Origin of the sequence: Prochlorococcus marinus str. AS9601, from assembly GCF_000015645.1 — a bacterium.
Lineage (GTDB): Bacteria > Cyanobacteriota > Cyanobacteriia > PCC-6307 > Cyanobiaceae > Prochlorococcus_A > Prochlorococcus_A marinus_O.
Genome location: NC_008816.1, coordinates 1,536,024 through 1,548,264, shown reverse-complemented (window position 1 = coordinate 1,548,264; position 12,241 = coordinate 1,536,024). Strand labels below are relative to the sequence as shown.

Here is a 12,241-nt window from a genome sequence, read left to right as displayed (position 1 = left end):
TATTTTAAATTTATAGTTCTAAAAGTCCATTTGGAGGATTGATGATTAAAAAATTATTTTTAATATCTACTAATGGGACTATTTCTTTAACAAATGGAATGAGAACTTTTTTTTGATTTTTAAATAGTTCAATAATAAGTAAATTATTTTTTTCATTTTCTAAATTAATAACTTTCCCAATTATTTTTAATTCATCATTTTCTAAAGTCTTGACCTCCAGATCTATAAGTTCTAACAAATGGAATTCTTCCTTTTTTAGCTTAGGTAGTTTATCACTTTTTACAAGAAGTTTACATTTTTTAAGTTGCTCTGCATGATTTCTTGTATTTATTCCTTTGAACTTAACTATAAAGATTTCTTTACCAGGCTGTTTGAAACCAGATATAAGTTCTATTTTTGAAGGATGTTCACTTTCTTTTTGTAACCATCTCATTCCAGGTTTTAAAAATCTTTCTTCAAAATCACTTAGAGATTTAACTTTTAACTGACCATTAATTCCATGACATGATGTTATAAATCCAACAATCAACCATTCATTTTTAATTATCATAATATTGTACTAGAAGGATTACTTTATGGAATTATCTGCAAAACCAATACTCCCTGGTTCTTTTGTTATTGTAAAAGACAATGACTCTATATACAGAGGATATAAGGGGTTTGTACAAAGAGTTACAAAAAAAAGGGCAGCTGTTCTGTTTGAAGGGGGTAATTGGGATAAACTCATAACTTTTCAGCTAACGAATTTAGAAATAGTATAAAAATTAGATTTGACCTTTAGCTATAAATTTTTCTATCAAAACTCTAGCTGCATTTGTTTCTGCTTGTTTATGGGATTTGCCGAATGCAGATGACTCTTTTAATCCTTCGATAAATATATTGCAATAGAATCTTTCAGGGTCCCCATTTTTTTTTGAGACTTCAATTATTTTATAGACTGGCAAATCAAAACCTTTACTTTGGCACCACTCTTGCAATACTGTCTTAGATTTGAATTTATATGGAGATTTTAAAAATATTTCCGAATCTTCCTCCCAAATATCATCTAACCAAAGATTTACTTCCTTAATTGAACTAAAGCACTTATAGATAGCACCGATTAAAGCTTCTGTAGCTTCACAAATAATAGTATTTTTTGAATTTTCATCACCAATAGCTTTAGGTCCTTTAATTATTAATTTTTCTATATCAATTTTTTCGCCTAATTTAGTTAACCATTCATCACTTACAATTTGTGCTCTTAGCTCTGATCTTTCTCCTACACTCATTTGAGGATATTTTTTTTCAATAAAATTTGAAGCAGCTAATCTGAGCACTGCATCTCCGAAAAATTCTAGTTTTTCGTAATTTATTATTTTGTCCTCTGAGGAGTGGATAAATGCTTGATTAAAATCTTGAATAACTGAAATATCTTGATTTCTAATTATTTCAGAAAATCTTTTCGATTTAATATTTAAAGCCTTTAAGAAAGTAGTTATTTGATTAATTCTCTTTGCATTAATTATATTTGTCATCTGATTTGAATAATCACAACAATTAGAAAGCAGGTCATAAGCCGGGTTCTGTTCATCTTAATAAAGATGGGCAATCATCTATCTAGGACTGGAATTACTTCACAGTCTCAAGCGGCGCTTAAAAGTAGATTTTGTAATGGTCATAAATCTACTAAGCCTTGCTCCCAGCCGGGGTTTACCTAGCCAACACTTCTCAATGTTGCTGGTGCGCTCTTACCGCACCCTTGCACCCTTGCCATACATAAAGTATTAGGCGGTATGTTTCTGTGGCACTATCCTCACGGTTGCCCGCACTGGGAATTACCCAGCAAGCCTGACCATGTGGGAGCCCGGACTTTCCTCAAGAAAGTTTTATTTTGGAAACAAAATAAAACTTTCTTGCGATTGCCTCTCCTGCTTTTATTTAGCATAATGCTTATTACTCCAAAAAACATCTATTGGGGCTGTAGCTCAGCAGGATAGAGCAACGGTTTCCTAAACCGTAGGTCGTGGGTTCGAATCCCGCCAGTCCCGTAAAAATAAAAAACTATATGTAGTATGTGTGCAAAATTGCTACTCTCTAGCTAGCGTATAGTTAGTAGTAAATCTTTTATGGCTAAGTTGCATGATATGCGTTTAAAGCTCTTAATTCAACAAGAGCATGAACGCATTTCTAAGTCTCAACCTAATGATTTAGATCTTTCAATAGTTCAAGCAAGATGTTTGTGCTGGCTTGCTCTTTTGGCGGAAGCTCACGAAGATCAAGCAAATGATGCTGAAAAAAGAGGCGATGCCGAGCAAGCAATGGGATGGTTTGCTGATTCTATGAGGCTAAGAGATGTTATTAATTTGGTTACCAGTATTGAAATACCTTTGCCAGATAGTCCAGATTCACTCGATGAAAATGACGAATTATTGGATGGCCCGACAATTTTGCCTAAATAGTGAGATGATATGAAAAGAATTACATTTTCTTTTGGCTGAAGAACCATGTCAATGCTCTGATTGTCAGAGATTTTATAAAGAGCATGATCGTCTGATTAGAGAATTTCCTACTTTCAAGCAGCAACAAGAATTGAATTGGGCATCTATTCAATCTTTCAGAACTCTTTGTACAAAAATTACTGATGAGTTGCAGAGAGAATTATCTGAAAGAGAATCAAATGAAGATATCAGTCAAGAAGAAAAACATATTTCTAATTCAGAAATTACTGAAGCTTTAGATGAACTTGAAATTGTTAATGCTTATTTATATTCAATTGAAGCATTAATGGAAAGAATATTTGATACAAAAATTTCTAACAATATTGAATCTAAATTTAAAGAAATTGCAAATGAATTAGCTCCAGACCCATTAAATATGGATCGATTAATTTTGAATAGATTATTTCACCAAACTCCAGATTCGCCAGATAAGAAAAATATTAATTAGTTAATTCTTCGACATCGCAAGTAATTTCAACTGGCATTGGAGATACTTTCCAAATGGATTTGCAGTACTCTCTAATAGATCTATCTGAAGAAAAATATCCTGATCTAGCAGTATTTAATAATGCCATTTTATTCCAAGCTTTTTTATTATTCCAGCATTCACTTACTACATCCTGTTTATTTAGGTAGTCTTCAAAGTCAGCCATAACAAAGAATGGATCATGACCAGTCAAGCTATTTAATAAAGGTTTGAATAATTCTTTATCCCCATTGCTAAAGTGGCCTATTTCAATGAGGCGTATAACCTCTTTAAGTTCTGTACTTTGATCAATAAAAGTTTTTGGGGAATAATTGTTATTTTTTAAATTCATTATTTCGCTTTCAGTTTTACCAAAAAGGAAGAAATTCTCTTTTTTTACAAGATCTCTTAATTCCACATTAGCTCCATCTAAGGTTCCAATAGTTAACGCTCCATTCATTGCAAATTTCATATTTCCAGTTCCAGAAGCTTCTTTCCCAGCAGTTGAAATTTGTTCTGAAAGGTCAGTTGCAGGATAAACTATTTCACCAAGTTTAACGTTATAGTCCGGTAGAAAAACAACTCTCAATAGACCATCCATATCTGGATCAGAATTAACTACATCAGCAATACCATTTATAAATCTAATCATCAGTTTTGCCATAAAATAACCTGGTGCAGCTTTACCTCCAAATACTATGGTTCTTGGCACTTCATATTTGTTTTTACCATTTTTGATTCTTAAATATTGAGCAATAATTTGGAGAGCGTTTAAATGTTGCCTTTTATATTGATGTATTCTTTTTACTTGAACATCAAATAAACTTGATGGGTCTACAAGTATTCCAGTTTTTGAATGGATAAAACTAGCTAATTTTCTTTTGCCATTTAGTTTAGTTTCTTCAAATTTTTCTAAAAAATTATTGTCATCTTTTTTTTCTTCTAACTTCTTAAGAAGTTCCATATTTGTTATCCAATTTGGACCAACTTCTTCTTCTAGAAGGTTGGATAAAGATGGATTAGATAAGGCAACCCATCTTCTTGGAGTAACGCCATTAGTTACATTTGTAAATTTTTCAGGCCATAATGCTGCGAATTCAGGCAGAAGTTGTCTTTTAATTAGATCTGAGTGAAGAGCAGCAACACCATTTATATGATGAGCTCCTATTGTAGCCAAGTGAGCCATCCGAACTGATTTGGAGCCTTCTTCATCAATTATTGAGAGTTTTTGAAGGATCTTGTCATCTCCAGGATAACGTAGTCTTAATTGTTGTAGAAATCTCCAATTAATTTCATAAATAATTTCTAAATGACGAGGAAGAAGATCGTTAAATAAACCTAAATCCCATTTCTCTAAAGCTTCAGGTAGTAGTGTGTGGTTGGTATAAGCAACTGAGGAAGTTGTTATATTCCAAGCTTTATCCCAACCTATTTGATATTGGTCAATAAGAAGTCTCATTAATTCTGCAACTGCAATGGCAGGATGTGTATCATTTAACTGGACCGTCCAATGCTTAGAGAATTCTGTTATGGGAATTGATCTTTTTTCAAGACTTCTCAACATATCTTGTAGAGAACAACTTACAAAAAAGTGTTGTTGTTTGAGTCTTAATCTTCTTCCTTCGTCAGTTCCATCATTTGGATATAGAACTTTTGAAAGAGTTTCAGATGCAACTTTTTCTTCTACTGCACCATAATAATCACCAATATTGAATGCATAAAAGTCAAAACTTTCAGTTGCATCAGCTCTCCATAATCTTAATCTGTCACATGTATTAACTCTGTATCCTAAAACTGGAACATCATGAGGTACTCCAATCGCATGTTCTGAAGGGATCCATCTTGATCTGTAGTTTCCTTTATCATCTCTATAACTTTCAGTTCTGCCTCCAAAACCAACAAAACATGATTCGTCTGGTTGTGGAAGTTCCCATGGCCACCCACCTTTTAACCATTTGTCAGTGACCTCTACTTGCCAACCATCCCTAATTAATTGATTGAATATGCCAAATTCATATCTAATACCGTAACCAACTGCAGGAACTTGAAGAGATGCTAATGATTCCATATAACAAGCTGCAAGTCTGCCAAGCCCACCATTACCTAATCCAGGCTCTTCTTCAACTTCAAGAATTGTTGACAATGATTCAATGCCGAATCTTTTTAAAGCATCTTCTGCCTCCTGTGTTATTCCAAGATTGAGAAGATTATTACTTAATTGAGGTCCTATTAGAAATTCTGCTGATAAGTAGGCGACTGTTTTTTGTGGTTTTTTTCTTATGACTTCTTGGCTGGCTAAATATCGAGTCATTAGCCTATCTTTAACTGCATAGCTTAAAGCCATGTACAAGTCGTGAGGACTTGCAGAAGTAGCTAACTTTCCAAGAGTATAAAAAAGATGGGCTGTCATTCCTTGAAAAACAGCATCAGAATCCATGCCAGCTTTCTCAGGATCTAAATAACAGCCTGGGGTAGGCAAACGTAGATCAAAGGGTTCGTTGGTATTCATTGGATTAGCCATATAACAGACAATAGCCATTTTTTAGAAAATTTCTTTGTAGTAACTTCAGATCCACACTTGTTGAGTATTTTTGCTTTTTTCTTACATATTTCTTAAAGTGGGCCCTTAATAAACTATCTTCCAATTAAGTAGTTTATTTTTTCTCTCATTTCATATGTATTCTTTACTTGCTGAATTAAGTGCACATGATTTAGAAGTCGCTGAAACGTTGATAGGAGTTATAAGGTTTCTATTGATATTTTTAGCTGCAAGAGCATTAGCAGAAGTCTTAGTAAGATTAAGTTTACCAACCATTGTAGGCGAGCTTCTTGCAGGGGTTGTAATAGGGGCCTCAGGATTCCATTTGTTGATACCGCCCTCAGCTGGAACCGAATTAAATGAAGGGCTTGTAAATGTTATTAGCTCATTAGCGTCGATTCCACCAGAAGCTGTACCTGATGTTTATTTCGAAAGTTTTCCATCCCTCCAGGCAGTAGCAACTCTCGGGTTATATGCTCTTTTATTTTTAACGGGATTAGAAAGTGAGTTAGAGGAATTAGTAGCTGTCGGAGCTCAGGCTTTCACTGTCGCAATGGCTGGCGTAATTTTACCCTTTGCCTTTGGTACTCTTGGATTAATGTTTATTTTCCAGGTAGATCTAATTCCAGCAGTTTTTGCTGGAGCATCCATGACGGCAACAAGTATAGGAATTACTGCAAGTGTTTTTGGTGAGTTGGGATATTTAAAAACTAGAGAAGGGCAGATCGTTATTGGAGCGGCTGTTTTGGATGATATTTTGGGTATTGTTATTCTTGCAGTTGTAGTCGCCCTTGCTGCAGGAGGTTCTTTAGAAATTGCGCCCATTATTAAATTAGTTGCAGCAGCTGTAGTATTTGTTATTGCTGCGATCGCATTAAGTAGAACAGCTGCCCCAGGTTTTGACTGGTTATTAGATAGGTTAAAGGCCCCTGGAGCTGTAGTGGTAGCTTCTTTTGTGATACTTGTATTGTGTTGTTTTGTCGCAACAGCAATTGGATTGGAAGCAGCTTTAGGTGCTTTTGCTGCTGGACTTATTCTTAGTAGTTCTAAAAATAATCACGCAATTCAACAATCCGTTTTACCTCTAGTATCTTTATTCGCAACTATTTTCTTCGTATTAGTAGGTGCTGGAATGGATTTATCAGTTATCAATCCACTCGATCCAACAAGTAGGTCAGCACTTGTAGTTGCAGGATTTTTACTAGTTGTAGCAATTATTGGAAAAATTGCAGCAGGATGGGTATTTTCAAGTGATAAACCCACAAATAGATTAGTTGTAGGTTTGGGTATGATGCCTAGAGGAGAGGTTGGTTTAATATTCCTTGGATTAGGAACAAGCGCTAAGTTGTTAACTCCTTCTCTTGAAGCAGCTATTTTATTAATGGTTATTGGAACTACATTTCTTGCACCTGTTCTTTTAAGAATTGTTCTAAAAGATAAGCCCCCAAATGATGGCAATAAAATTTCAGATGATGTTGCAGCTGATCCTGTCGGTCTTCTTTAGGAAATAAGTTTATTAGAATTAATCAACATAGAATTTTCAATAAATGGAAAAATCAGCTCTGATAGATAGTGATGTAAATTTTGACTGGAATTTTTTAAATTACCCAATACATACTATTACTGCTAAGCCTAAGCAAATATCAAAAGAATGTGCAATTTTATTAATTCATGGTTTCGGGGCCTCTACGGATCATTGGAGATTCAATATCCCTACTTTAAGTAACAAATATGAAGTTCATGCGATGGATCTTCTCGGTTTTGGAAAAAGTCCTAAGCCCCAGGATGTTGAATATTCAGGATCTTTATGGAAGGATCAGGTTGTTGCTTATGTACAAGAGAAAATAAAAAAACCCACAATTGTTGTTGGAAATTCATTAGGTGGTTATGCGGCATTAGCAGCTGGTGCAGAATTAAATGATCTAAATGCAGGAGTGATATTACTGAATGCTGCAGGATATTTTAGTGAAGAAAAAACTATTAAAAAGAATATGTTGCAAACTTCAATTGAAACAGTTGCCGGCATATTTTTGAAAAATATTGTTCTTCAACGTTTGATTTTTGAGAATATGAGAAATCCAAAAAATATTAAAAAAACTTTAAATCAAGTTTATGTTGATAAAAAAAATGTTGATGATTTTTTAGTTGAGTCAATAAGGAAGCCTTCATTAGATTTCGGAGCTTTTAATGTTTTTAGAAGTGTATTTAACCCATCAGGTCCTCAGGGATTGCCGTTGGATAAGCTATTCGCAAAACTAAATGCACCATTATTACTTCTTTGGGGAGGGAAAGATCCATGGATGAACACGCCAAAAAAAAGAAATCTATACAAAAAATTTACACCAAAGAATACAAAAGAAATTATTCTTGATGCAGGACATTGCCCTCATGATGAGATACCTGAATTAGTTAATCAGCATATATTGGATTGGGTTGATTCTCTTTGAGTAACAGTTGTGCAAATTAAATTATCTAATAAGGACCAAGGGATTTTTGTCTTTCAATTAGATAAAAGTAATTACATTAAATTTTGTCCTGAAAGAGGAGGCGTTATTACAAATTGGGTTTCGGATGGTAATGAAATACTTTATTTCGATGAAACAAGATTTATGGACAAGACAAAAAGTATTAGGGGAGGCATTCCAATCTTGTTTCCAATTTGTGGAAATCTCAATACATCTAGTTCAGTATTTGGAAATGGTTATTTGCAATTACCACAACATGGTTTCGCTAGGGATTTGCAATGGCAATACTCCTTCAATGAAAATGAAAAATTTTTATGTTTATTCTTAAATGCATCTAAACAAACCAAAAAATATTATCCTTTCGATTTCGAACTAAAAATAGAAGTTACCTTGAAAATTAACTTTTTAGAATTTGAAATTACAATCCATAACAAAACAGATTTTGCTATGCCTATAAATTTTGGATTGCATCCTTATTTTAATATTTCGGATTTCAAAAATTTAGAGTTTGTTGATAATCCACTTAATTGTCAGGATCAAGAAAGGAATACTATAAGTAATACTTTGGATGAATTAAACAAAATTAATTTAGGAGTTGATCTACTTATGTATACTTCCGGTAGAAGCTCTTTTCGAGATAAGATTTTTAAAAGAGAGGTAACTTTAAATCATCCATATCCTTTTGATTTAGGCGTTATTTGGAGTGATCCTCCAAGAAGAATGATATGTCTCGAACCTTGGACTAGTCCCCGAAATTCTTTTGTTGATGGATTTAGAAACATTATGATTCCTTCAAATGATAGTAAAAGGTTAAATTCCTCAATACAAATAAAATCTCTTAAGTAATTTTGCAATACTTATGAAATTTGTCGTTATAGATGATGATCCCACAGGCTCTCAAACTGTTCACGATTGCTTATTACTGCTTAAGTGGGACTGCTCAACTTTAGTCAAAGGTTTTGAATCTAAATCTAATTTATTTTTTATTTTGGCTAACACAAGGTCACTATCTGAAAATGATGCGAAATTAACAATAGAGGAAATTTGCAAAAATCTTAAGACTGTAATTACTTCTCAAGCCTATGAAGAAGAAATTATTTTTATAAGTAGAGGAGACTCTACTCTTCGCGGACATAACTATTTAGAGCCAATAGCTCTAAATAGTTGCATAGGTCCTTTTGATGCTACTTTTCATATTCCAGCTTTCATAGAGGGTAAAAGATTAACAATTAATGGATCTCATTTTGTTGATAAAACTCCTATTAGTCAAACAATTTTTGCAAAAGATAAAATTTTTGGATATGAGACAAGTAATGTCAAGAATCTTTTATTTCAGCAGAGTAAATCGCAAATAAATTTTGAAGATATTCAAAATCTTTTATTGTCAGATATCGAAATGCTAAATGATGAAGAAAATAATATTGTTTTTAAAACACTAAAGAACTTGAAGAATAACAAACATGTAGTTGTAGATGTAGCAAATTATTCTCAACTCAAAAAATTTTCTTTAGTAATTAAAAAATTAATTAAACAAAAAAAATTCCTTTTTCGAACTGCAGCAAGTTTTATAAGTTCAATCTCTGAGAAAAAAAGTGTCTCTCAGAGTGAAATATTTTTCTCTAATTTAAGAATAAGAAATAAAGAAAAGAGTTTTCTTCCAGGATTGATAATTGTTGGATCTTATGTAGAACTTTCAACAATACAATTAAATAATTTATTAGAGATAAGTAATTGCAATCCAGTTGAATTAGATGTTTTTGAATTCTTTAAAATTACTTCATCAGATAATAATCAGAAGCGAAGGAATTTGTTTAAAAATAAATTTTTGAAAGAAATTAGATTTTCTTTTGAGAAAGGAAAAACTCCTGTTTTGTTTACTTCAAGAAAATTTATGACTTTAGATGCTTCTGGACTATTTAATTTCTATAATTTACTTGCTTGTTTTATTGCTGAATTAGTCGCAGATTTGAAGTATGAAATAGGATATTTGATTTCAAAAGGTGGAATAACAACAAATTTGATTCTTAGTAAAGGACTTAATGCAGATTATGTTTATCTTGAGGGACAGATTTTAACTGGCATTTCAGTGGTGACTTACAATCTAAAAAATGGCGAAAAACTTCCCATTGTTACTCATCCTGGAAACATTGGCACCAAAGATTCACTGGTTAGTATTTGGAAAGTTTTTGAAAATAAAAATAATTTTTAAAATTAGAAATTTGAGATAATTTCTTCAGCAAAACTGCTGCAGGATAAGGGTTCTACTTTTGGTTCCATTAAGCGTGCTAGATCATAGGTGACTTTTTTTTGCTCTATGGCCTTACTTAAACCATTAGTAATTAAGTTAGCTGCCTCATTCCAACCAAAATATTCAAGCATCATTACACCACTAAGAATTACTGAGCCTGGATTAATCTTATTTAAGCCTGCATGTTTTGGCGCAGTACCGTGCGTAGCTTCGAAAATTGCTGCATTATCTCCAATATTTGCACCAGGAGCCATACCTAGGCCACCAACAATTGCTGCAGCTGCATCAGAAACATAGTCTCCATTGAGATTTAAGGTTGCAAGAATTGAATATTCTTGAGGTCTAGTTTGTATTTGTTGAAATATACTGTCAGCTATCCGATCATCAATAAGAATAAGTTCTTTCCATTTTCCATCTCCGTGAGAATTTGATATTGATGCAATAACTTCTTTAATTTCTTCGCAAATGAATGCTTTTTTGTTATTTGTAAGCTTGTCAAAACCTGGTTCAATTTTTCGAGCATTATTTTCAATTGTAATTTCTGGATTTTTCTGAATATTATCTAAAATCCAGCTTTCTCTTTCTGTAATACAATCTTCTCTAAATTCATTTACTGCTAATTCGTATCCCCAATCTCTGAATGCACCTTCAGTATATTTCATAATATTCCCTTTATGTACAAGAGTCACATGCCTTTTATCTCCTGATAATCTTTTGGCATGTTCAATAGCTTTTTTAATATGCCTTTGGCTACCAGATTTACTCACAGGTTTTATTCCAATACCTGATCCGTCGGGTATGGATCTATTTTTTAAATTTTTACTTTTTGGTATGACAACGTTATTTAAGTGATTAATTAATTCAAGACAATTATTATCCTCCGCTTCCCATTCAATTCCCATATAGATGTCCTCAGTATTTTCTCTATAAACAATAACGTCTAAATTTTGGGGATTTTTATGAGGGCTTGGAGTTCCAGAATAATATTTGCATGGTCTAACGCAGCTATATAAATCAAATATTTGCCTTAATGCAACATTAAGAGATCTAATACCTCCACCGATGGGAGTCGTTAAAGGACCTTTGATTGCAACACCAAAGTGTTTGATTGCTTCAATAGTATCTTGAGGGAGGTAGTTATATGTTCCATACAGTTCACAAGCTTCATCACCTGCATAGACTTTAAACCAATTAATTTTTCTTTCATTTCCATAGCTTTTTTTAATAGCTGAATCAAGAACGATTTGAGTTGCAGGCCAAATATCAACTCCAGTACCATCACCTCTAATAAATGGGACAATTGGATTATTAGGAACATTAGGTTTGCCTTGATTAAAAGTTATTATCTCGCCTTCATAAGGTAAAGTTAATTTTTCAAATTTTGGCATAGCATTGAATTAATAAAAGATAACTCATTAAAGTTCCTCGTATTGTAATTTGCGATGAGTTATTTTCTTTAAAACCTAGAAATTAATTATTCAAATGTGAATAGAGAATAGTTTATTGATCAGCATTTCAACATCTTTATTAAAAGAAAAAGTAGTTAATAAGCAAGTTAGAGCAAATTATGTCATTTTCAAAAAAATACTCAGCTACTTATGAATGCGAGTTCAAATGTAAGTAATGTTGAAATAGCTAATAAAATTGCTTCCACTGCAGCTTTGTTTCGGAAATATTTTCCAGATGCAAGCGTAAACTTTAGTCCCTGGGATAATTCAAATAATGAATATATGCAAGATACTATTGATTTTGCTTTTCATTTCCCTGGTTGGAGTCCTCTTATTGAATGTAGAGCAATACTTTTACAATTAAGAGTTGAAAATGATAAAAATGGCAGAGTTCCGAAATTGTTGGGAATAATAATGCGAGGTATGATTGTTCCCTCCGAGAGATGGAGAGTGGCTACCATCGGTGATTGGGAAATGACTGGTACTCATCTACCGCAAAAGGAACAAAAAGATAACCTGTTTTTGGTTTGTAAGGAACTTTATAAGCTGTTCTCTACAACATCCGCTGGTAACAAAAATTAGCTGTTTTATGTATTTT

Annotated in this window: 12 protein-coding genes, 1 tRNA gene and 1 other RNA gene; 9 read left to right on the top strand and 5 right to left on the bottom strand. The window is 32.9% G+C overall.

What is annotated here, in order from left to right:
- Positions 1-10: 10 nt before the first annotated feature.
- A complete protein-coding gene (rimM, locus tag A9601_RS17655; protein WP_011819219.1) occupies positions 11-550 on the bottom strand; it encodes a ribosome maturation factor RimM in 540 nt (179 codons plus the stop codon).
- A 25-nt stretch (positions 551-575) separates the two neighbouring features.
- Between rimM and A9601_RS17650 the strand changes: the two genes are divergently transcribed.
- Positions 576-761: an NAD(P)H dehydrogenase subunit NdhS gene (locus tag A9601_RS17650; RefSeq protein WP_011819218.1), complete on the top strand. Its 186-nt coding sequence runs from the start codon at positions 576-578 to the stop codon at positions 759-761.
- 3 nt (positions 762-764) lie between these two features.
- Here the strand turns inward: A9601_RS17650 and A9601_RS17645 are convergent, their stop codons facing one another.
- Both A9601_RS17645 and rnpB read right to left on the bottom strand, forming a co-directional pair.
- On the bottom strand, positions 765-1,514 hold the full coding sequence (locus A9601_RS17645) for a ribonuclease III family protein (RefSeq protein WP_011819217.1): 750 nt from the start codon (positions 1,512-1,514) through the stop codon (positions 765-767).
- 22 nt (positions 1,515-1,536) lie between these two features.
- An RNA gene (gene rnpB, locus A9601_RS18260) (RNase P RNA component class A) lies at positions 1,537-1,914 on the bottom strand.
- Positions 1,915-1,953: 39 nt separating this feature from the next.
- Here rnpB and A9601_RS17640 point away from each other — a divergent pair.
- The 3 genes from A9601_RS17640 (at position 1,954) to A9601_RS17630 (ending at position 2,925) form a co-directional block, all read left to right on the top strand.
- Positions 1,954-2,027: transfer RNA gene (locus tag A9601_RS17640), tRNA-Arg, on the top strand.
- A 78-nt stretch (positions 2,028-2,105) separates the two neighbouring features.
- Positions 2,106-2,438: a hypothetical protein gene (locus tag A9601_RS17635; RefSeq protein ID WP_011377237.1), complete on the top strand. Its 333-nt coding sequence runs from the start codon at positions 2,106-2,108 to the stop codon at positions 2,436-2,438.
- A gap of 31 nt (positions 2,439-2,469) precedes the next feature.
- Positions 2,470-2,925, top strand: coding sequence for a hypothetical protein (locus tag A9601_RS17630; protein WP_011819216.1), 456 nt, complete (start codon positions 2,470-2,472; stop codon positions 2,923-2,925).
- Here A9601_RS17630 and A9601_RS17625 read toward each other — a convergent pair.
- Positions 2,918-5,464 (bottom strand): glycogen/starch/alpha-glucan phosphorylase, encoded by a 2,547-nt coding sequence (locus A9601_RS17625; protein ID WP_041484573.1) that lies wholly within the window; start codon positions 5,462-5,464, stop codon positions 2,918-2,920. The genes A9601_RS17630 and A9601_RS17625 overlap by 8 nt on opposite strands.
- 154 nt (positions 5,465-5,618) lie before the next feature.
- On the opposite strand from A9601_RS17625, the gene A9601_RS17620 reads away from it, so the two are divergent.
- The 4 genes from A9601_RS17620 to A9601_RS17605 are packed head-to-tail and all read left to right on the top strand — an operon-like array spanning position 5,619 to position 10,156.
- A complete protein-coding gene (locus tag A9601_RS17620) occupies positions 5,619-6,986 on the top strand; it encodes a cation:proton antiporter (protein WP_011819214.1) in 1,368 nt (455 codons plus the stop codon).
- Between the two features lie 43 nt (positions 6,987-7,029).
- Entirely contained in the window at positions 7,030-7,929 is a 900-nt protein-coding gene (locus A9601_RS17615; protein WP_011819213.1) for an alpha/beta fold hydrolase, read from the top strand.
- 9 nt (positions 7,930-7,938) lie between these two features.
- Complete coding sequence (locus tag A9601_RS17610) at positions 7,939-8,793, top strand: galactose mutarotase (RefSeq protein ID WP_011819212.1); 855 nt, start codon at positions 7,939-7,941, stop codon at positions 8,791-8,793.
- Positions 8,794-8,806: 13 nt separating this feature from the next.
- Positions 8,807-10,156, top strand: a complete 1,350-nt coding sequence (locus A9601_RS17605) for a four-carbon acid sugar kinase family protein (RefSeq protein WP_011819211.1) — start codon at positions 8,807-8,809, stop codon at positions 10,154-10,156.
- Between the two features lie 2 nt (positions 10,157-10,158).
- Here the strand turns inward: A9601_RS17605 and A9601_RS17600 are convergent, their stop codons facing one another.
- Positions 10,159-11,583, bottom strand: coding sequence for an NADP-dependent isocitrate dehydrogenase (locus A9601_RS17600; RefSeq protein WP_011819210.1), 1,425 nt, complete (start codon positions 11,581-11,583; stop codon positions 10,159-10,161).
- Positions 11,584-11,793: 210 nt separating this feature from the next.
- Between A9601_RS17600 and A9601_RS17595 the strand changes: the two genes are divergently transcribed.
- Positions 11,794-12,225, top strand: coding sequence for a hypothetical protein (locus A9601_RS17595; protein WP_011819209.1), 432 nt, complete (start codon positions 11,794-11,796; stop codon positions 12,223-12,225).
- Positions 12,226-12,241: the final 16 nt, after the last annotated feature.